Annotated in this window: 21 protein-coding genes, 2 tRNA genes and 1 pseudogene; 12 read left to right on the top strand and 12 right to left on the bottom strand. The window is 63.8% G+C overall.

Annotated features, from left to right (window positions below; all coding sequences use genetic code 11):
- The first annotated feature begins 28 nt into the window (after positions 1-28).
- Positions 29-1,039, top strand: a complete 1,011-nt coding sequence (locus CSV86_RS06190; RefSeq protein ID WP_037058472.1) for a helix-turn-helix transcriptional regulator — start codon at positions 29-31, stop codon at positions 1,037-1,039.
- On the opposite strand, the gene CSV86_RS06185 is transcribed toward CSV86_RS06190, so the two are convergent.
- Both CSV86_RS06185 and CSV86_RS06180 read right to left on the bottom strand, forming a co-directional pair.
- Positions 1,024-1,791: an SIR2 family NAD-dependent protein deacylase gene (locus CSV86_RS06185; RefSeq protein WP_009394639.1), complete on the bottom strand. Its 768-nt coding sequence runs from the start codon at positions 1,789-1,791 to the stop codon at positions 1,024-1,026. The two genes, CSV86_RS06190 and CSV86_RS06185, sit on opposite strands and share 16 nt — an antisense overlap.
- A 145-nt stretch (positions 1,792-1,936) precedes the next feature.
- Positions 1,937-2,013: transfer RNA gene (locus CSV86_RS06180), tRNA-Val, on the bottom strand.
- Between the two features lie 310 nt (positions 2,014-2,323).
- Between CSV86_RS06180 and CSV86_RS06175 the strand changes: the two genes are divergently transcribed.
- Together CSV86_RS06175 and CSV86_RS06170 are read left to right on the top strand one after the other, a co-directional pair.
- Positions 2,324-2,638 (top strand): DUF4258 domain-containing protein, encoded by a 315-nt coding sequence (locus CSV86_RS06175; RefSeq protein WP_009394635.1) that lies wholly within the window; start codon positions 2,324-2,326, stop codon positions 2,636-2,638.
- Between the two features lies 1 nt (position 2,639).
- Positions 2,640-3,068 (top strand): helix-turn-helix domain-containing protein, encoded by a 429-nt coding sequence (locus CSV86_RS06170; protein ID WP_009394630.1) that lies wholly within the window; start codon positions 2,640-2,642, stop codon positions 3,066-3,068.
- A 94-nt stretch (positions 3,069-3,162) separates the two neighbouring features.
- Here the strand turns inward: CSV86_RS06170 and CSV86_RS06165 are convergent.
- A tRNA-Val gene (locus CSV86_RS06165) sits at positions 3,163-3,239 on the bottom strand.
- Positions 3,240-3,462: 223 nt separating this feature from the next.
- Between CSV86_RS06165 and CSV86_RS06160 the strand changes: the two genes are divergently transcribed.
- Positions 3,463-4,746, top strand: coding sequence for an NAD(P)/FAD-dependent oxidoreductase (locus CSV86_RS06160; RefSeq protein WP_009394629.1), 1,284 nt, complete (start codon positions 3,463-3,465; stop codon positions 4,744-4,746).
- Between the two features lie 119 nt (positions 4,747-4,865).
- On the opposite strand, the gene CSV86_RS06155 is transcribed toward CSV86_RS06160, so the two are convergent.
- Positions 4,866-5,525, bottom strand: a complete 660-nt coding sequence (locus tag CSV86_RS06155) for a peptidase C39 family protein (RefSeq protein WP_009394627.1) — start codon at positions 5,523-5,525, stop codon at positions 4,866-4,868.
- Between the two features lie 189 nt (positions 5,526-5,714).
- On the opposite strand from CSV86_RS06155, the gene CSV86_RS06150 reads away from it, so the two are divergent.
- Positions 5,715-5,900 carry a hypothetical protein gene (locus CSV86_RS06150; RefSeq protein WP_009394625.1) on the top strand — a complete coding sequence of 62 codons (186 nt, stop codon included), beginning with the start codon at positions 5,715-5,717 and terminating at the stop codon, positions 5,898-5,900.
- 75 nt (positions 5,901-5,975) lie between these two features.
- Here the strand turns inward: CSV86_RS06150 and CSV86_RS06145 are convergent, their stop codons facing one another.
- Together CSV86_RS06145 and CSV86_RS06140 are read right to left on the bottom strand one after the other, a co-directional pair.
- Positions 5,976-6,725 (bottom strand): TerC family protein, encoded by a 750-nt coding sequence (locus CSV86_RS06145; RefSeq protein WP_009394622.1) that lies wholly within the window; start codon positions 6,723-6,725, stop codon positions 5,976-5,978.
- A gap of 37 nt (positions 6,726-6,762) precedes the next feature.
- On the bottom strand, positions 6,763-6,999 hold the full coding sequence (locus tag CSV86_RS06140) for a hypothetical protein (RefSeq protein ID WP_009394620.1): 237 nt from the start codon (positions 6,997-6,999) through the stop codon (positions 6,763-6,765).
- Between the two features lie 133 nt (positions 7,000-7,132).
- Here CSV86_RS06140 and nhaR point away from each other — a divergent pair, with 133 nt between their 5' ends.
- A complete protein-coding gene (gene nhaR / locus CSV86_RS06135; RefSeq protein WP_009394618.1) occupies positions 7,133-8,038 on the top strand; it encodes a transcriptional activator NhaR in 906 nt (301 codons plus the stop codon).
- Here nhaR and CSV86_RS06130 read toward each other — a convergent pair.
- Positions 8,019-9,166: pseudogene (locus tag CSV86_RS06130) on the bottom strand (MFS transporter). The gene nhaR and the pseudogene CSV86_RS06130 overlap by 20 nt on opposite strands.
- A 175-nt stretch (positions 9,167-9,341) precedes the next feature.
- Here CSV86_RS06130 and sstT point away from each other — a divergent pair.
- The gene (sstT, locus tag CSV86_RS06125) at positions 9,342-10,550 is read left to right on the top strand and encodes a serine/threonine transporter SstT (protein WP_009394614.1); all 1,209 of its coding nucleotides are present in this window, start codon (positions 9,342-9,344) and stop codon (positions 10,548-10,550) included.
- Between the two features lie 97 nt (positions 10,551-10,647).
- Positions 10,648-11,292 (top strand): YceH family protein, encoded by a 645-nt coding sequence (locus tag CSV86_RS06120; RefSeq protein WP_009394612.1) that lies wholly within the window; start codon positions 10,648-10,650, stop codon positions 11,290-11,292.
- Between the two features lie 119 nt (positions 11,293-11,411).
- On the opposite strand, the gene CSV86_RS06115 is transcribed toward CSV86_RS06120, so the two are convergent.
- Positions 11,412-12,224 carry a shikimate 5-dehydrogenase gene (locus tag CSV86_RS06115; RefSeq protein ID WP_009394609.1) on the bottom strand — a complete coding sequence of 271 codons (813 nt, stop codon included), beginning with the start codon at positions 12,222-12,224 and terminating at the stop codon, positions 11,412-11,414.
- A 173-nt stretch (positions 12,225-12,397) separates the two neighbouring features.
- Between CSV86_RS06115 and CSV86_RS06110 the strand changes: the two genes are divergently transcribed.
- Both CSV86_RS06110 and CSV86_RS06105 read left to right on the top strand, forming a co-directional pair.
- On the top strand, positions 12,398-12,757 hold the full coding sequence (locus tag CSV86_RS06110) for a hypothetical protein (RefSeq protein ID WP_009394608.1): 360 nt from the start codon (positions 12,398-12,400) through the stop codon (positions 12,755-12,757).
- Positions 12,758-12,852: 95 nt separating this feature from the next.
- Positions 12,853-13,035 carry a hypothetical protein gene (locus tag CSV86_RS06105; protein WP_009394607.1) on the top strand — a complete coding sequence of 61 codons (183 nt, stop codon included), beginning with the start codon at positions 12,853-12,855 and terminating at the stop codon, positions 13,033-13,035.
- Between the two features lie 133 nt (positions 13,036-13,168).
- Here the strand turns inward: CSV86_RS06105 and CSV86_RS06100 are convergent, their stop codons facing one another.
- Genes CSV86_RS06100 through CSV86_RS06090 form a run of 3 tightly spaced genes read right to left on the bottom strand, consistent with a single transcriptional unit; the run spans position 13,169 to position 16,454 of the window.
- On the bottom strand, positions 13,169-14,278 hold the full coding sequence (locus CSV86_RS06100; RefSeq protein ID WP_009394606.1) for a carboxylate-amine ligase: 1,110 nt from the start codon (positions 14,276-14,278) through the stop codon (positions 13,169-13,171).
- Positions 14,279-14,281: 3 nt separating this feature from the next.
- Entirely contained in the window at positions 14,282-15,235 is a 954-nt protein-coding gene (locus CSV86_RS06095; protein WP_009394605.1) for a methyltransferase, read from the bottom strand.
- Positions 15,219-16,454: an iron-containing redox enzyme family protein gene (locus CSV86_RS06090; RefSeq protein WP_311985790.1), complete on the bottom strand. Its 1,236-nt coding sequence runs from the start codon at positions 16,452-16,454 to the stop codon at positions 15,219-15,221. The genes CSV86_RS06095 and CSV86_RS06090 overlap by 17 nt, the downstream gene beginning before the upstream one ends.
- Positions 16,455-16,817: 363 nt before the next feature.
- Between CSV86_RS06090 and pbpG the strand changes: the two genes are divergently transcribed.
- Positions 16,818-17,744: a D-alanyl-D-alanine endopeptidase gene (gene pbpG / locus CSV86_RS06085; protein WP_037058468.1), complete on the top strand. Its 927-nt coding sequence runs from the start codon at positions 16,818-16,820 to the stop codon at positions 17,742-17,744.
- Between the two features lie 144 nt (positions 17,745-17,888).
- On the opposite strand, the gene CSV86_RS06080 is transcribed toward pbpG, so the two are convergent.
- Positions 17,889-18,338: a hypothetical protein gene (locus tag CSV86_RS06080; protein WP_009394601.1), complete on the bottom strand. Its 450-nt coding sequence runs from the start codon at positions 18,336-18,338 to the stop codon at positions 17,889-17,891.
- 139 nt (positions 18,339-18,477) lie between these two features.
- Between CSV86_RS06080 and pvdM the strand changes: the two genes are divergently transcribed.
- Positions 18,478-19,830 carry a pyoverdine-tailoring dipeptidase-like protein PvdM gene (pvdM, locus tag CSV86_RS06075; protein WP_009394600.1) on the top strand — a complete coding sequence of 451 codons (1,353 nt, stop codon included), beginning with the start codon at positions 18,478-18,480 and terminating at the stop codon, positions 19,828-19,830.
- The last annotated feature ends 4 nt before the right edge of the window (positions 19,831-19,834 follow it).

Genomic DNA, 19,834 nt, shown 5'->3' with positions numbered 1-19,834 from the left:
CAGCCCCGACCCCACAAGGATGATCCAGGTGCCTTCCGCCAAGACCCACAGCGCCCTCAATCGACAATGGGAACTGCTGCAGCAACTGCCCAAACGCCCGCCCGGCATCACCGTCAGCGAATTGCTGGCGCGCCTCACCGCCGCCGGCTACAGCATCAGCCGGCGCAGTATCGAACGAGACCTGCGCGACCTCTCGGTAGTCTTTCCCTTGCAATGCAACGATGGCGGTACGCCCTTCGGCTGGTACTGGAAGCCGGGCGTTAATGTGGAACTGCAAGGCATCACCCTGACCGAAGCGGTCAGCCTCGCCCTGGTCGAGGATGCGGTTCGCCCACTCTTGCCGGGGAGCATGCTGAGCGTGCTGGAACCACGCTTCGAACACGCCCGGGCCAAGCTCAAGGGCCTGGGCGACGGTAATCCGGCCGCACGCTGGCCGGACAAGGTGGCCAGCGTGCGGCCGGATTTCAATCTGCAGGCACCCCAGGTCCAGGCACGAATCCTCGAGCCGCTGCAGCAGGCATTGATCAGCGAACGGCAGGTGCAGTGCCAGTATTATTCAGCACATAACGACAAGCTCAGCGAACTGACCCTCAATCCACTGGCAATCGTGCAGCGCGGCCTGATCACCTACCTGATCGCCACCGCCGAGCCCTATACCGATGTCCGCCAGTTCGCCGTGCACCGGTTCCGCAACGCCGTCTTGCTCGATTCATCCTGCCGGGGCCTGGATTCCTTCGAACTGCAGGCCTACCTCGACAGCGATGCCCTGCAGTTCGGCAAACCAGAGAAGATCCGCTTGCAGGCATGGGTCAGCGAGCACCAGGCCCGGCTGATCCGCGAAACGCCACTGAGCAGCGACATGCAGTTGGAGGAAGTCGAGGACGGTTTCCACCTGAGCGCTACGGTGACCAATACCTGGCAACTGCACTGGTGGATCCTGTCGCTGGGCGATGCCTTGGTGGTGCACGAGCCACCCGCCCTGCGCCAGCAGATTGCCGGGACCCTGCAACGAGCAGCGGCGGCCTACGGGCCGGCCTGATCATCAGCCATTTGCAGAAGCAGGCGCGGCAGGATCTCTGCCGCGTCACCTGCCAGGGTGAAGGTCGTTGCCCCGTCCGCCGGCTCCGCGTCGAGATTGACATGCACCACCTTGGCACCGTTCTGTCGGGCCACCTGGGGAAGCTGCGCAGCAGGCATCACCAAGCCGGAAGTGCCGACCACCAGCAGCAGATCGCACGCCCTCGCGGCGGCCAGCGCCTCGCGCCAGGGCCGCTCAGGCAATGCCTCGCCGAACCAGACCACGCCGGGACGGATCCTGCCATTGCAACGCAGGCAACGAGGCGGCTCGATGCGCTCGCCCTCCTCGACCCGTGCCGGCTCGGCATCGCTGCCGGCGTAGGCCCGGGCACAGGCAAAACAGCGCGGCGCATGCAGGCTGCCGTGCAGATGGATTACCTCCTGGGACCCTGCACGCTCGTGCAGGTCATCGACATTCTGGGTCACCAGGGTCAGGCGCGGGACCCGGCGAGCCAGTTCGGCGATTGCAAGATGCGCCGGATTGGGCCTGGCGGCCAACACCTGGGCCCGCCGCCATTGATACCAGCCCCAGACCAGCGCCGGATCCTGGCGAAAGGCGTCGGCGGTGGCTAGGCTGGCCGGGTCGTAGCGGCTCCACAAGCCGCCCAAGGCATCGCGAAAGGTCGGAATGCCACTGCGCGCCGAAACGCCGGCGCCGGTAAAAACCAGTACATGGCGTGCGTCGCGCAGTATTCGCAGGTCGAACCCCGTCATCCTTCTCTCCTTGCTTCACGCTTCGTCAGACAGATTATCGAAATGGCCGACGACGATTCGCGTCGCGTCCGAAACGCGAAAAGCAAAAAGGGCGACCCTTTCGGATCGCCCTTTTCGCTGTACCGCCAACAGGAGCGGTGATGTTTGGTAGGCACAATTGGACTCGAACCAACGACCCCCACCATGTCAAGGTGGTGCTCTAACCAACTGAGCTATGTGCCTGCTGTGGGGCGGCATTCTACGCACTTGGCTGAGGCTGTCAACTGCAAGATTGAAGAAAATCTGCAAAAGAATCAGCGACTTCAAAAAGCGCGTGGCGGCAGACAAGGAAAACTCAACACAGGCCGCCCGGTCCCTGGTTACTTTTTGATCCAGCACAGCGCTTGCCCAGGGAAATCGTTTCGCCTGAGTCTCGTCGGCGGTCGATGCTCATCCCTTCTGCGAAGAACATTGGCCATCAATCAGCTACCAATTGACGAACCCAGGTTGCGCATTACCATAGAGTAACCTATAAAAATTATAGGTAACCGAAATGAGCCGTCAGCCTTTATGGACGAAGCAACAGCTCGAGGAATTCGTTCACGCATTGGCCAGGGATTCGGCCAGGGTCGTGTTCACGGGGCATTGCCTGCAGCGAATGGAGCAGCGCGGGGTGTCGACGGTCGAGGTACTGTCCTGCCTGCGTCGTGGATCCATCGTCCGCGGACCGTTCTACAACGCAGGACACCAGAGCTTCGAGTTCCGCATGAGCGAACCGGCGCCACGGGATATCGTCTGCGTCGTAGCGGCTGTAAAGCCGGTCGCAATCCCTGGCGAGCTTTTCGCCATTACCGTCTGGGAGATTTGAGATGTACGAATATACCGGCTGCGGCCTGAACGGGATCTTCCTGAAGAATGGCTACAAGATGGTGGAAACCTCGTATGGGGGTGGTGTGGTCATCGAAGACATCGATGGCCTGCACCGGGCCATTGCAGTAGACATTCTCGGCCAGACCACGCCGATGTCCGGGCATCAGTTTCGCTTCCTGAGAAAGGAGCAGGGCCTGGTCCAGAGCGAACTGGCAGCCCTGCTGCGCGTCGATGTGCAGACGGTCGCCAACTGGGAGAAGAAGGGCCTGGAGGCTGTGCCCGGGCCGGCGGATGTAGCGATGCGCGCCTGTTACTGCGCCTCTGTTCAGGTCCGCTTCGGGCCGGTGGTCGTCGAGCCAGACGCGAAGGCTGACGAATCCGCAGTCTTCGAGTGGAGCGATCATGCGTGGGTTGAGCGGGCCGCGTAAAGCCGGGACGGTTCGGGCAGACACAGCGAAAACAGAAAGGGCGACCCTCTCGGATCGCCCTTTCTGCTTGACCGCCAACAGGAGCGGTGATGCTTGGTAGGCACAATTGGACTCGAACCAACGACCCCCACCATGTCAAGGTGGTGCTCTAACCAACTGAGCTATGTGCCTGCTGTGAGGCGGCATTCTACGCTTTCGACAAGGTGTGTCAACCTTTTTTTCGCCTAAACCACTGAATAATAGAAATTTTTTACTTACGCTTGAGGCTTGGGCCGGCTTTAGGGGATTTCGTCAGCCCGGCTGGCGGGTGTTTATTATTGTTGATAGGATTGGCGCATCCGTAAAAAATACAAAACACACAACTACAAAGTCATCGTTTAGAGGTTCACCGCGCATGGCCACCATCGCCTACCCACAATCCTATTACGCCGCCTCGGCCAATCCGGTACCCCAGCGCCCCGCCCTGCAGGAAGAAGTGCAGACCGATGTCTGCGTGATCGGTGCCGGCTACACCGGCCTGTCCAGCGCCCTGTTCCTGCTGGAGAACGGGTTCAGCGTCACCGTACTGGAAGCCGCCAAGGTCGGCTTCGGTGCGTCTGGCCGCAACGGCGGGCAGATCGTCAACAGCTACAGCCGCGACATCGATGTCATCGAACGCACCGTCGGCCCGCGCCAGGCGCAACTGCTGGGGCAGATGGCCTTCGAAGGCGGGCGCATCATTCGCGAGCGCGTCGCCAAGTACAACATCCAATGCGACCTGAAGGACGGTGGCGTATTCGCCGCCCTGACCAGCAAGCAGATGGGCCATCTGGAATCGCAGAAGCGACTGTGGGAACGCTTCGGCCACACCCAGCTGGAACTGATGGACCAGAAGCGCATCCGCGAAGTGGTGGCCTGCGATAACTATGTCGGCGGCATGCTGGACATGAGCGGCGGTCATATCCACCCGCTGAACCTGGCGCTGGGCGAAGCCGCCGCCGTGGAATCCCTGGGCGGCAAGATCTACGAACAATCCCCAGCCGTGCGCATCGAGCGCGGCGCCAACCCGGTGGTGCATACGCCAAACGGCCGCGTGCGGGCCAAGTTCATCATCGTCGCCGGCAACGCCTACCTCGGTGGCCTGGTTCCGGAGCTGGCGGCCAAGTCCATGCCCTGCGGCACCCAGGTGATCACCACCGAACCGCTGAGCGACGAACTGGCGCGTACCCTGCTGCCGCAGGACTACTGCGTCGAGGACTGCAACTACCTGCTCGACTACTACCGCCTGACCAGCGACAAGCGCCTGATCTTCGGCGGCGGTGTGGTCTACGGCGCGCGTGACCCGGCGAACATCGAAGCGATCATCCGGCCGAAGATGCTCAAGGCCTTCCCGCAGTTGAAGGACGTGAAGATCGACTTCGCCTGGACCGGCAACTTCCTCCTGACCCTGTCGCGCCTGCCGCAGGTTGGCCGGATTGGCGACAACATCTACTACTCGCAAGGCTGCAGCGGCCACGGCGTGACCTACACCCACCTGGCCGGCAAGGTACTGGCCGAGGCGCTGCGTGGCCAGGCCGAGCGTTTCGATGCCTTTGCCGAGCTGCCGCACTACCCGTTCCCGGGTGGCCAGATGTTCCGCGTGCCGTTCAGTGCGATCGGCGCCTGGTACTACAGCCTGCGGGATCGCCTGGGGGTTTAATTGCTGCTGGCAGCAGGTTTATCCCTGCTGTCAGTCCCGGCCCTATCGCTGGCAAGCCAGCTCCCAACACTGTGGGAGCTGGCTTGCCAGCGATAGGGCCCTCAAGAGCAACACAAGGCTCAGCGCCCGATCGCCTCGACCGCCTGCCGCGCCGCCTGCTCCTGCCCCGCCTGGGCCAGATCATTGGCCGCCTTCAACCAGCGCTGCCGATCCACCGCGGCCGGCAACTGCCTTGGCTGCTGGACCAGCACCGCCCAACTGCCCTCTTTCTTCCACGCCGACTCGAACGCATCGAAGTCCATCAACAGCCGGCGGCTATTGCCCGCACGCAGCAATACCCGTTGCTTATACCGATCGAAGCCCACCAGCAGCCCGTAGCGCGGCTCGCTCCAGAAGGCCGAGCCCTCCTGGAAACGCACCAGCACCGGATAGCCCGCGGCGACCTGGCTCAGCAGCGCGGCCAGGCTGTGATCCAGCGGATAGACCAGCATGCCGTACTGACGCGCCGTGGTCTCAACCCCGGCCTGGAGCTTTTCGGCTTGTTTCGGCAGGCCCAGCAACCCCGGCGTCACGCGCACGCCCTGCTGCGACAGCAACGCAGCCAGCGCCATCGGTGCACTCTGGTCGGCGTTGCCACGGAAGAACGGTACGGAACTCAGCTCGACCCGCTGGGGCAATTGCCTGAGCTCGGAAGACGGCTGGCTGGCACACCCGGCCAGGCCGGCGGCCAGGAGAAAGGCCAGCATCAGGCGGCGCGGGGCAATGGAAAGGATCGGCATGGGTCCTCGCTCGACAGGGTCAAAGGGCCGATCATAGGCCGACGGACGGCAACGGTATAGCCCGCGCCGGGCTTGGAACAAAGCGGTCTAGCACTTGGACCTTCGGTCAATAGCCTGAAATAACTGACCGTCTAGACTTATCAGGTGTCTGAGTTACAGGTCCCGCCTGTACTGAAGAAGGAGGCACCCATGAGCCTGACCATGGCTATCTTCATGTTGATCGCAGCCTGGCTGAGCGTAGCCGCTGCCATGTTGTGGGGTGTACTGCGCATCGCCCGCCGCCACCATTTGCACCACCAGGATCCGCATGCAGCGACCAGGCCGGCCGCACCAGCCCATCGCCGGGCTGGCCGTCGTCACGCCAACGCGCACTGATCCGCCAGCCGCCTGCCATAAAAAAGGGGCTCCCGAAGGAGCCCCCAAACTACAGCACGCAACAGATCCGGTTGATCAAACCTCGCTGGCCTCACGGCGCTGACGAGCCCTGCGCGACATGATGTTGAGCACCTCGATCGCGGTAGAGAACGCCATCGCTGCATACACGTAGCCTTTCGGCACATGGGCACCGAAACCTTCGGCGATCAGGGTCATGCCGATCATGATCAGGAAGCCCAGTGCCAGCATCACCACGGTCGGGTTGTCGTTGATGAACTTGGCCAGCGGGTCGGCGGCTACCAGCATCACGATTACGGCACTGATTACCGCGATGATCATGATCGGCAGGTGTTCGGTCATGCCCACGGCCGTGATGATGCTGTCGATGGAGAAGACGATGTCCAGCAACAGGATCTGACCGATGGCCGCTGCAAAGCCCAGGGTAATGGTAGACGAGGCTGCCGATTCTTCCTTGGCCCGGGGATCCACGCTTTCATGGATTTCCTTGGTGGCTTTCCACAGCAGGAACAGGCCGCCGGCGATCAGGATCATGTCCTTCCACGAGAAGCTCTTGCCGAGGATGTCGATCACCGGCTCGGTGAGCTGCACGATCCAGGCCACGGTGCTCAGCAGCGCCAGACGCATCACCAGGGCCATGGAGATGCCGATGCGGCGGGCCTTGGAGCGGTACTCCACTGGCAGCTTGTTGGTCAGGATGGAAATGAAGATGAGGTTGTCGATACCAAGGACGATCTCCATCGCCACCAGGGTGGCCAGGGCGACCCAGGCGGTCGGGCTTGCAGCGAGTTCCAGCAGGTATTCCATGTATCAGGTCCTGAGAGGGGGTTATTGAAAAAATAGATCAGATTTTCTGGCCGTCGGCGTCCTTGCTGTCTTCCTTGTCGGTTTTTTCCGAACCGGTGGCTTCGCTCAGCGCCTGCTGGGCCGCTTCGTTGGTCTTGTCGATGGCCTGCTTGGCCGATTCGGCCGCCTGGTTGAGCATCTGCTGGGCGGATTTTTCAGCCTGCTCGCAGCCACCCAGGGCGAACAGGGCCATGACCAGCACCAGCGGTGTACCAATGGATTTGAGATAGAGCATGTCGTCCTCACTGCAATGGCGTCGGCGCGCGAAACGTGGCGCCGCAATGGGAGGCATTCTAGAGAGCGGAAAACTTCAGAAAAATTCGTATTTTCAGCGGTTATACTTCGGTTTTTCCGAATCGGCACCTCACATGCTCAATTACCGCCAGCTCCATTACTTCTGGGTCGTGGCCCGCACCGGCAGTATCGTGCGCGCCTGCGAACAGCTGAACCTGACGCCACAGACCATCAGCGGGCAGATCAGCCTGCTCGAGCAGACCTATGGCATCGAGCTGTTCCAGCGGGTCGGGCGCCAGCTGGAGCTGACGGAAACCGGGCGCCAGGCGTTGTCCTACGCCGAGCAGATGTTCCAGATCGGAGGCGAGCTGGAAGCCATGCTGCGCGCGCAACCCAACGAGCAGCAGGTGCTGTTCCGCGTCGGAGTAGCCGATGTGGTGCCCAAGTCCATTGTCTACCGGTTGATCGCCCCGACCATGGAACTAGCCGAACCGCTGCGCATCAGTTGCCGCGAAGACAAGCTGGAGCGCCTGCTCGCCGACCTGGCGATCCAGCGCCTGGACCTGGTGATTTCCGACAGCCCGATGCCCGGCCACCTGGACATCAAAGGCTATAGCCAGAAACTGGGCGAATGCGGCATCAGCTTCCTCGCCACCCCGGAACTGGCCGGGCGCCAGCCGCTGCCCTTCCCCGCCTGCCTGCAGCACGCGCCGTTGCTGATTCCCGGCCAGGAGACCATGGTGCGCAACCGCCTGCTGCGCTGGTTCGCCGAGCAGCAATTGCAGCCGCGGATCGTCGGTGAATTCGACGACAGCGCGCTCATGCAGGCCTTCGGCAAGTCCGGCAGCGGCATATTCATCGCGCCCAGCGTGATTGCCGAGGAGGTGTGCCGGCAATACGGTGTCGAACTGATCGGCCAGACCGACGCCGTGACCGAGTCGTTCTATGCCATCTCGGTGGAGCGCAAGGTCAAGCATCCGGGCATCGTCGCCATCACCGAGGGTGCGCGCCGCGAGCTGTTCAACTGGCCACTGGCTTGAAGCGGCTCAGCCACAGGGCCAGGGCCACCGACAGGCCGATCAGCAGCGCAGCGACCTGACCGACACTGCCCAGGCCTAGATAATCGATCACCAGGCCGCCGATCACTGCGCCCAGGCCAATGCCAAGGTTGCCCCCGGCGATATTCAACGAGGCGCCGAAAGCCGGTGCCGAGGGTGAAGCCTTGATCACCCGGACATGACTGACCAGGAACAGCGCCGCCTGGGTCGAGCCCCACAAGGCCAGGGCCAGGATCAGGCCGACCGGCGAGCCGATCGCCGGTACCACCACCAGCAAGGCGATCACCAGCAGCGCGCTGAAGCCTGCCGACGCCAGCAACGGATGACGATCAACCGCCCGGCCCCCCAGGCTGTTGCCAATCAGGCCCACCGCACCGAAGCCCATCAGGTACCAGCCGACCAGCTTGCCGTCGAAGCCGGCCAGGCGCTCCAGCAGGTCTGCCAGGTAGGTGTAGGCGGTGAACATGCCGCTGAACACCAGCACCGACAACAGCACATGCCCTTGCAGCAGGCGCCCGCGCAGCACGCCAAACTGGCTGCGCAGCGAGGTGGCCTCGCTCTTGCGCGGGGTATGCGGCAGAAAGCGCCATAGTAACAGGGCCTTGGCCAATGCCAGCAGGGCCAGCACGCCGAAAGCGGCGCGCCAGCCCCAGGCATCGCCCAGCAGGGTGCCAAGGGGAATGCCGAAGACCATGGCGCAGACCACGCCGAAGCTGATCTTGCTGATCGCCCGACCGGCATAGGCCGGGCCGACGATATCCACCGCCGTTTCGCTGGCCAGCGACCAGAACACCGGCAACCCCAGGGCCGGAACCAGCCGCGCCAGCGCCATTACCCAATAGTTCGGCGCCAGCGCTGCCAGCAGGTTGGACGCAGCGAACAGCAGCAACACCCCGACGAACAGGCGCTTGCGCTGGAAACGCGCGCACCAGGCGGTCAGGAAGGGGCCGCAAGCGGCCACGGTGAAGGCGAACAGGGTCACCAGCAACCCGGCACGGGGCACGCTGCCCCCAGGTCGCGCGCGATCCCCGGCAACAGGCCGACAATAAGGAATTCGGTGGTCAATACGGTGAAGCCGGCCGCGGCCAGCAACAGAATGGGCAAGAACATCCAGGCTCCAACGGTGAGCGCGTCGGCTCGAAACGGCCGCGCATGGTAACAGCGACAGCGCCGGCAGACCTACCGCCGGACGGCACCTTGGGTTGGGGCAGGCACTCTATGCTAGAGTTCCGCCCTTTTTCCGGCCGGCCTCGCCGGCGTCTGCCAAGACCGAGAAACAACCCTTATGCTGCCCGTCCTCACTCTGCTCAACCGCACCAGCCTGGTGCTGCAAATCGTCATCGGCCTGATCGCCGGCATCGCCCTGGCGTTGATCGCGCCAGGGGTCGCGGCCAACCTGGCCTTCGTCGGCAAGGTTTTCGTCAGTGCCCTGAAGGCGGTGGCGCCGATCCTGGTGTTCGTGCTGGTCATGGCCTCCATCGCCAATCACAAGCAGGGCCAGCAAACCCACATCCGGCCGATTCTCGCCCTGTACCTGTGGGGCACCTTCGGCGCGGCGGTTGTCGCGGTGGTGGCGAGCATGCTGTTCCCCTCGACCCTGGTGCTGAACACCGGCGAAGCGCAGATGAGCGCCCCCGGCGGCATTGCCGAAGTACTCCAGGGCCTGCTGCTCAGTGCCGTGGACAACCCGGTCAACGCCCTGGTCAACGGCAACTTCATCGGCATCCTGGTGTGGGCCATCGGCCTGGGCATCGCCGTGCGTCACTCGGGCGACACCACCCGCAGCGTGCTGGATGACCTGTCCAACGGCGTGACCATGATCGTGCGCGTGGTGATCCGCTTCGCCCCGCTGGGGATCTTCGGCCTGGTGGCCTCGACCCTGGCGCAGTCGGGCCTCGACGCGCTGCTCGGCTACCTGCACCTGCTGACCGTACTGATCGGCTGCATGCTGTTCGTGGCCTTGGTGATGAACCCGCTGATCGTCTGGTGGAAGATCCGCCGCAATCCGTTCCCGCTGACCCTGCTGTGCCTGCGCGAAAGCGGCATTACCGCCTTCTTTACCCGCAGTTCGGCGGCGAACATCCCGGTCAACCTGGCCCTCAGCGAGAAGCTCGGCCTGCATGAAGACACCTACTCGGTGTCCATTCCCCTCGGCGCCACCATCAACATGGCCGGTGCGGCGATCACCATCACGGTGCTGACCCTGGCGGCCGTGCATACCCTGGGCATCAACGTCGACCTGCCGACCGCCGTGCTGCTCAGCGTGGTCGCGGCAGTCTGCGCCTGCGGGGCCTCGGGTGTGGCCGGCGGTTCGCTGCTGTTGATCCCGCTGGCCTGCAGCCTGTTCGGCATTCCCAGCGAAGTCGCCATGCAGGTGGTGGCCGTGGGCTTCATCATCGGCGTGCTCCAGGATTCGGCGGAGACCGCGCTGAACTCCTCCACCGACGTGCTGTTCACCGCCGCGGCCTGCGAAGCCGAAGCCCGGCGCGCCTGATACCGTTCGCGACCGATGGCCTCACGCCATCGGTCGCTTGTGTTTTACCCGCCTGCGCCCCTAGGCTATGACCCTTTTCATGCAAAGAGACAGGGCCATGTCCGACGAGCACGATTCTTCCGCCACTGCCCGATTCACCCCCGCCGAAGTGCGCATCCTTGGCTCGCTGATCGAGAAACAGGCGAGCAGCCCGGAAACCTATCCCCTGACCCTTAACGCGCTGATGCTGGCCTGCAACCAGAAAACCAGCCGCGAGCCGGTGATGAACCTGACCCAAGGCCAGATCGGCCAGAGCCTGCGCAGCCTTGAGGGCCAAGGCCTGGTGCGCCTGCAGATGGGCAGCCGCGCCGACCGCTGGGAACAGCGGGTGGACAAGGCACTGGAGCTGGTGCCGGCGCAGTTGATCCTGATGGGGCTGATGTTCCTGCGTGGGCCACAGACCCTGAACGAACTGCTGACCCGTAGCCAGCGCATGCATGAGTTCGCCGACACCGAGGAAGTGCAGCACCAACTGGAGCGCCTGGTTGCCAGGGACCTGGCCCTGCACCTGCCGAAGCAGGCGGGGCAGCGGGAAGATCGTTATACCCACGCGCTGGGGGATCCGGAGGAGATCGAGGCGATCCTGGCCGCACGCCAGCAAGGGCCGGAGCGGGTCGCCAGCGGGGTTTCGGCGGAGCGCATCGAAGCCCTGGAAGCGCGGATTGCGGCGCTGGAAGAACGCCTGGCACGGCTAGAGCAATGATTTGATCCGACCGGCCTCATCGCTGGCAAGCCAGCTCCCACAGGTCAGCACAAACTTCAAGACCTGTGCAGTACCTGTGGGAGCTGGCTTGCCAGCGATGAGGCCCGAAAGAGCACCCTCTAAATCCGGGCGAAAGCCACCGCCAGTTGCACCTGTTCCCGCGTCGGCCGCACGCCGGTATACAGCACGAACTGCTCCAGCGCCTGCAAGGCAATCACCTCCAGCCCGGTGATCACCCGCTTGCCGCGCGCCTCGGCGGCCAGGATCAAGGGCGTGCGCGCCGGCATCGCCACGACATCGAAGACCACCCGGGCGGCATCGATCAGCGCTTCGGAAAACGCCAGCTCCTGCGCCTCCACACCACCGGCCATGCCGATCGGCGTCACGTTCACCAGCAACGCCGGACGCAGATCCCCGACCTCCGCCCGCCACTCATAACCACAATTCCCCGCCAGGCGTCGCCCTGCCTCTTCATTGCGAGCGATGATGGTGCCATTGCTGAACCCGGCATCCCGGAACGCACAGGCCACCGCCTTGGCCATCCCGCCGCTGCCGCGCAACGCCAGCGACCACTGACGATCGAGCCCATGCGCCTCGATCAAGTGCCGCACCGCGATGTAGTCGGTGTTGTAGGCCTTCAGATGCCCGTCGCTATTGACGATGGTATTGAGCGAGTCGATCGCCGCCACCGACGGATCCAGTTCGTCCACCAAGGCGATGCTGGCCTCCTTGTAAGGCATCGAAACCCCGCAGCCACGGATCCCCAAGGCACGGATCCCGGCGATCGCCCCCGGCAGGTCGCGCGTGGTCATTGCCTTGTAGTAGTAATCCAGCCCCAGTTGCGCGTACAGGTGGTTGTGGAAGCGTACGCCGAAGGTGCCGGGGCGGCCGGCCAGGGAAATGCACAGGACGGTGTCTTTGCTGGGGGTCATGACGAACTCCGGAAAACCACGAAAGCCGACAGTATGCCCAAGCCCGCGCCCTACCGCTGATCGGCCCTTACAAAACCTTTACCAAGGGCCCCGGCGAAAGCTTTCGAAATAGCGGTCATAGTGGTAACCCGACCCGCTGTATCGGGCGGCGTTATGCTCTGCGAGGAATCATCATGAAGCGTCATATACCCGGTATTGCCTTGCTGATCGGTGCCCTGGCCCTGTCTGGACAAGCCTCCGCCCACGGCGGTGGCTGGGGTGCAGGTCCGGTCATCGGTGCAGCCGTAGTGGGTGCCGTGGTCGGTGCTGCCGTGTCCGGTGGCCCGGAACGGACCGTGGTAGTGGAACGGGCCCCGGCGTATTACCCGCCGCCACCGCCTGCGCCGGTCTATTACCAGCCGCCACCCCCGCCGCCACCGGTGGTGTACTACCAGCCCTACCCGGTCGTGGAGCGCTATGTGCCGGCGCCACCACCGCACTACCACCGCTACTATGGCCCGCCGCCGGTCTATTACGGCCCGCCGCGCTGGTAGTGGATTTCATCAATGAACACTATTGAGAACACTGATTTCACCACAGCCCGCGTGACACGTAAGGTTGGCGGCATGACCCAGAGGGAGTACTCGCCATGGCCACCATCAGCATCATGTCCGTCGTCGGCAGCGCCGTTCCATCTCCACTGAGGGATGTCGGATTGCTGGTTTGCTGGTACCTGGTCCGTGACGGCGAGAAGATCGGTGGCCCGATCCTCTCGCTACCCGATGCCGAAGCAAAGGCCCGTGATATAGCAGCCAGGTCCTTCGAGGCATAGCTCAACGAAACATAGCTCCGCGAAACGTAGCTCCATGAAACATAGATCCATGAAACATAGCTCCGCGAAACCGTCTTTCCCTTGTGCGTTGCTCCGCACACCTCCCCTTGCCCCGCCTTCATGGCGGGGCTTTTTATTGCCCTGCGGTTTCGTCCAGCAACCCTTTCACCACCAGGCGCAGCGCCTGCGCCTCGCTGGCCCCGCTTTGCCGGGCCAGGGCGAAGGCAGTGAGCTGATGATCGGCACTGCTGCCGAACAACAGGATGGCACCGGCCCGGCTGAAAGCGTCCCGCGCTTCAGCGCAGCCAGGCTGGAGGATATCCATGGTCTCGGTCAGCCACTGCTGCGCGGTCAGCGAGCTGCCGTCCTCGCCAATGAATTGCCCGCGCCGTCCGAGGCGCATGGCTCGCCAATAGTTTTCCTGCTCGCGCCAAAGGGCCTGCTGGTCAGGCGCCCTGCCTGGTACCGGTTGCCTGATGGCCCATTCGACCATCTGCCGGAACAACCCGGCGATGCACAAACCGTCTTCCAGGCGCGGACAGGCATCGCTGATGCGCAATTCCAGGGTCGGGAAACGTGACGACGGCCGCAGCGCCCACCAGCAGTCGCCATCCGTACGCAACGAACCCGTACTGCGCAACCACGCCAGGTAATCCTGGTAATGCGCCCAGTCGTCCAGCGGTTCCGGCAGGCCCATGCGCGGCCATTCCCCGCACAGCACCCGCCGATAGCTGCAATAACCGCTGTCCTGCCCCTCCCAGAAGGGTGACGACGCGCTGAGCAGCAGCAACAGCGGCAGCCAGCGCCGCACCCGGTTGCTCACGGCAATCCGGTCGACCCCGGCGGGTACGCCGACATGCACATGCAGCCCACATACCACGCTGCGCCGGGCCACCTGGCGATAATCCTCGAACAACTGGCGGTAGTGCGCCTCTGCCGTCGGTCGCTGCTGGCTCCAGCCACCCAAGGGATGACTGCCGGCGCTGAGCAGCCCGACGCCGTCCGCCGATAGCTGCAGCGCCAGCCGCTCCCGGCGTGAAGCCAGGAAATCCCGCGCCTGGGCCATGCTGTCGAAGACCGGAGATACCAGCTCGACCTGGCTGCGGAACATCTCGGGAGCGAAATGCTCCCCGAAGACCTCGCGACAGGCTGCCAGCACCTGCGGCGGTGGGTCGTAGAGCAGGCGTCCGCTGGCCAGGTCTACCAGCAGGTATTCCTCCTCGATGCCGAAGGTGCAGCCCATGGCTCAGCTCCGTCGCGTCACGGTCAGCGCCACGGCGGCGATGCGCTCCACCCGTTCATAACCCGGCTCGAGCAATTGTTCGCCGAACACGTCCGGGTCCAGTTCCTCGTAGAACCAGGCCCACTGCGGCTGGTCGAGCACGTCGCGCAGGGCCTCGAGGAACGGGTCCTGCCCGTCGATCATGGCCACGCCGGTGTACAGCAGCAGGCTGCCGCCCGGGGCCAGGCGCTCCAGCGACTCACGGACCATGCGCAGCGACAGCCCTTCACCAAGCCGGCCGCCGCCGTGCCGGTAGGTGCGCTGCCGGGCATCGAGCATGTACGGCGGATTGGCGACGATCAGGTCGAACCGGCCCGTGATGCCTTCGAGCACATCGCTGTACTCCACCGAGACATTGGCCAATTCGGCCAGCGCCACGTTCACCGCCGAATAGCGCAGCGCCAGGGGGTTGATATCCAGCGCGCTGACCTGGGCATGGGGCCGCGCCCGGGCGATCAGCAGCGCGCCGATCCCGGTACCGCAGCCGATCTCGACGGCATGCTCGATCGGCGCCGTTGCATGTTGCAAGTGCGCCTCGATCACCCGTGCGAAGCGATAACTGTCCGGCCCGAAGAACACCGCATCCGCCGTGTCGGTGGGGAAGCCCGAATGCACCAGCAACAGATCATGCACGCTGGACCAGCGCACCTGGCTACGCAGCAGCCCGTCGTGTGGCCGGACGATGCCGGCCTGGCGCATGTGCTGCAATTCGTCCGGCGACAACAACGACTCATCGAACCCCAGGTTCCAGCCGAATACATCGCGCAAGGTCAGCGCCGGTCGCGACGCGTTCTGCTGCTGGTAGCGCTGCTGGGTCAGCGGGGTAACGCAGGTGAAGCGGTAGCCATCGGCATGCAGGCGCCGCCCCAGGTGCAACAGGGCCTCGTCGCTCAGGCGTTGCTCATCGGTCAATTGCATGGCAATGCCCTCCCTTGAGGCCGGTCAGTTGAATGTAGCGACGGGTGGCGGCCAGGCCCAGCGGCGTGGCATGGCGGTCACCGGCCATCTGCTCGATCAGTTCGGCAATCGACAGCTCCCGTTCCGGCCGAGGCCGCTCGACCTCCGGGAACAGCACCGGCACCGAACGGGTCTTCGGCGCCTGCCAGTCACCGGCGATCCAGTCATGCAGCAACTGCTTTTCATAAGGGCTGAACACCCCGAACATCGCTGCCTGCGGGCCTTCCACCAATTGCCAGAAACGGCTCTCGGCGGGATCGCGATCACGCAGGATCCAGCGCTGGCGCTGCAACGCATCGAGAAAGGCCGGAAAGCTGCCGGGCGCGGAGAGCCATTCGTTGACCGTGCGCCCGTCGAACCGGCAGCGGTCCGAATGCAGGTGCTGGGCGAAAACCCGTTTGCGCTCAAGGGCGGCCAACAGCTCGCTTTCCAGGTCGAAGCCCGCAGCCACGTCCATCGAGCCTGCGCCCAGGTCGTTCAGGCGATAGCCCCGGGCCAGGCGCCTATAGAACTCATCGCCGCCCTGCTCCGGCCAGAACTGCCGCACCGCCTCCAGGGCCTTGTTGGCGTGGCCGGTGCTGGCATTGTCGATGGTCACGTGCAGGCGGAAGTAATGCGGGTCGATGCCCAGTTCGTCCAGTTCATGACTGCTGATCAGCAGGTGCAACGGCAGTTGCTCGTAGCCCAGGTTGTAGCCAAGCACCTCCGGGAAGAATGCTTCGCTGTTGCAGCCCAGGGCCAGTTGCAGCGCGCCTTGCAGATAACGCTCATCGGCCAGCGGCACCGGCTCGTGGCAGCCTTGCTCGGTGAGCAGGCGGCGCCAGATCACCACATGGTTGCAGGCCGGGTCGCCATCGCCCAGTTCCTCAAGGTAGATGCGAATGAGCCCGTGGTAACGCGGGTCGTCCCAATGGGCCAGCACCCCATGCAACCAGGCACCATCGACAGCCTTGGTCGGGGTGACCTGCTGAAGGAAATACAAGGCGTGGGCCCGGTTGCTGAACATGCGGCGCGGTGCTCCAGCGCGGCGCTGCTCAAGGTAATCGGCATAGCGCTGGGCGACCTGCGCATTGCGCTGCTCGATCCAGGCGCCCAGCTGCCCAGCAGACGCCGGCAGATCGTCGCCCAGGGCATCGGCACGGCGCAGTTGGGCCGCCAGCCATTCCTCACTGCCCGTCACGCCACCGCGCAACAGCTCAAGATACAGGTTTTCAACACCACCCCGTGCACCGCGGGGCTGGCCTTCACGTCGTCCAGCTCGGGCATGCGTCCCATGATTGAATCCCCTGCGCAAACTCTGTTGGCTATCTATGCAAGGGAGGATCCCGGGCGCTGACTAGTTCAGATTCTTTGCGCCAGGGCAGGATGAGTTGCACGGGGCTTTTAGCTGCCAGTTGGTACCAGCTGATTAAAGTTTATTCATATTCGGACTAAGCAACGGGCGGCAATCGACAGGCTCCAAGCCATACTCCACAATGTCACGCTTAGAAAAATAAAAAACCTTGCCTTGCCAACGACATACCTTCTTTTAGTGAGCACCTACGTGAAAACCTCTCTCTCGATCTTCAGTCTGCTGCTAATGCTCACTGGTACCGTCGGCGTCACCGCCAACGCCGTCGCCCAACCCGCTTCCGCCCTCGAACAGCGCGACCCGTCCAAGCTGCACCTGGCTTCCGGCAGCGCCATGCTGGTCGATCTGCAGACCAACAAGGTGCTGTATTCCAGCCATCCCGACATGGTGCGCCCGATCGCTTCGGTGACCAAGCTGATGACCGCCATGGTCGTACTCGATGCCAAGCAGCCGATGGACGAGATGCTGACCATGACCATCGCCCAGACCAAGGAAATGAAGGGTGTCTACTCGCGGGTTCGCCTGGGTAGCGAACTGAGCCGCCGCGAGACCCTGCTGATCACCTTGATGTCTTCGGAAAACCGCGCTGCCGCGACCCTGGCCCACCATTACCCGGGCGGCTATGGCGCCTTCATCAAGGCGATGAACGCCAAGGCCAAGGCCCTGGGCATGACCAGTACCCGTTATGTCGAGCCGACCGGCCTGTCGCCGAGCAACGTCTCCACTGCCCGCGACCTGACCAAGCTGCTCATGGCCGCGCGCAACTACCCGCTGCTGAGCGAACTGAGCACCACCCGCGAGAAAACCGTGGCCTTCCGCAAGCCCAACTACACCCTGGGATTCCGCAATACCGATCATCTGGTGAACAAGCCGAACTGGGATATCAAGCTGACCAAGACCGGTTTCACCAACGATGCCGGCCACTGCCTGGTGCTGCTGACGAAGATGGACAACCGTCCGGTGGCGATGGTGATCCTCGATGCCTTCGGCAAGTACACCCACTTCGCCGATGCCAGCCGCATGCGCCAATGGCTGGAAACCGGCGCGACCAAGCCGGCACCGGCGGTAGCGGTGCGCTACAAGGCAGAGCGCAGCCAGAATCGGCCGCAGGTGGATTGAGTTTCTAACCTTAAGAACACCTTGGCCCCTGTGGGAGCTGGCTTGCCAGCGATTTGGCCCGACCTGACACCATCATTGCCCAAGCCGCCTCATCGCTGGCAAGCCAGCTCCCACAGGGTTTTGTGTCAACCCTGACTGCTGGCTTCAGGCAGTGGTATCGACGCTATTCCCCGAAGTACTGCTCCCCGACTCGGTCAGCGCCGCCAGCAGTGCGGCATTGGCCTGCAACAACTGGCCGGTAGTCGCCGCCACCGCCGCCTGGGCTGAGGCGATGCGGGTCTGCTTGATGGTGTCTTCCTGATCGCTGGCCATGGCTTCCTGCAGTTCTTTCTGCTGCTGGGCCAGTTGCTTCTGCAATTCCTTCACCCGTTCGCGCAGCAGCTTGACTTCATTTGACTCGCTGGTGGTCTGCGCCGTCTTTTCCGACGCCGTGGGCGCTGCCGCGCCGCCGCTGCGTACTGCCGACAGATCGCCTCGCACACTGCCCTCCGGCACCGCCGATGGATCGGAAGCGACGTTGGTCTTGTTGGTCACGCTGCTGAGGTTGCCGTTGATCGACAGGTTCGATGCCAGGGCTTTGAGGTAATCGGCCATGAAAATTAACGTCCTGAAATAAGAGATCCGAACAGGGCATCGGCCGTTGCACATAAACCTTTAACCCGTTCTCCCTGCGTAAATTTCCTCGCCGCTTCTTCGTTCTTCCCCTGACACCTCAATCGCGACCGAGATGGCAATGACCAAACCCCGCTCCCGCAAAGCCCTGTTCATCGGCCTGCCGCTGGTCCTGGCGCTCGGCCTCGGCGCCGCTGCCGCCGGCTGGCTGTACTGGAAGAACGACGCCGGCTACCCGCGCAAGATCGTCGAGCAGGCCAACGCCCTGCACGAGCACATGATTTCCTTCGACAGCCATATCACCGTGCCCCTGGACTTCGGCAGCGCCGGGCGCGAGGCGGACAAGGACGGACCGGGCCAGTTCGACCTGGTCAAGGCCGGGCGCGGCCGGCTGTCCGGCGCGGCGCTGACCATCTTCGGCTGGCCGGAACTGTGGAACGGCCCCAATGCTCCGCACCGACCGACCCCGGGCTTCGTCGACGAGGCCCGGCACCAGCAGGAAGTGCGCTACAGGATCATCACCGGCATGGTCCGCGATTTCCCCAACCAGGTCGGCATCGCCTATACCCCCGACGACTTCCGCCGCCTGCACGGCGAAGGCAAGTTCGCCATTTTCATCAGCATGCTCAACGCCTACCCGCTGGGCGATGACCTGGACCAGCTGGACCTGTGGACCGCCCGCGGCATGCGCATGTTCGGCTTCAACTACGTGGGCAACAACGACTGGTCCGACTCGTCGCGGCCACTGCCGTTCTTCAACGACACCGCCGACGCCCTCGGCGGCCTGGCGCCTATCGGCAAGCAGGCGGTGACCCGGCTCAACGACCTCGGGGTCATCATCGACGTGTCGCAGATGTCCACCCTCGCCCTGGAACAGGTCGCCCGCCTCAGCCGCGCGCCGCTGGTGGCCTCGCACTCGGCACCGCGGGCGCTGGTGGATATCCCGCGCAACCTCAGCGACAAGGAACTGCAACTGATCAAGGACAGCGGCGGCGTAGTGCAGATCGTCGGCTTCCCGACCTACCTCAAGCCCCTGAGCAAGCCGACCCTGGACAAGCTCGAGGCATTGCGCGCGCGCTTCGACCTGCAGCCGCTCGACGGCCTGGCCAACGCGCTGATGCCCGGCGACGCGGTGATCGCCATCTGGCCCGAAGCGCGCTTCGGCGACTACGCCAGCAATCTTTACGGCATCGTCGACAAGGAACCCAAGGCCGGGCTGAAAGAGTTCGGCGACGCCATCGACTATGCGGTGAAGAAGATCGGCATCGACCATGTCGGCATCGCCTCCGACTTCAACGACGGCGGCGGCCTGGACGGCTGGAAGGACGTCAGCGAGATCCGCAACATCACCGCCGAGCTGCTGACCCGCGGCTACAGCGAGGCGGACATCGCCAAGCTATGGGGCGGCAACTTCCTGCGGGTCTGGGAACAGGTGCAGAAAAGCGCCCGCCCCGTGGCTGCCGTTACCCCTTGAACCG

Source organism: Pseudomonas bharatica CSV86 (assembly GCF_000319305.2).
Taxonomy (GTDB): domain Bacteria; phylum Pseudomonadota; class Gammaproteobacteria; order Pseudomonadales; family Pseudomonadaceae; genus Aquipseudomonas; species Aquipseudomonas bharatica.
This window is presented reverse-complemented; position numbering and strand designations above follow the sequence as displayed.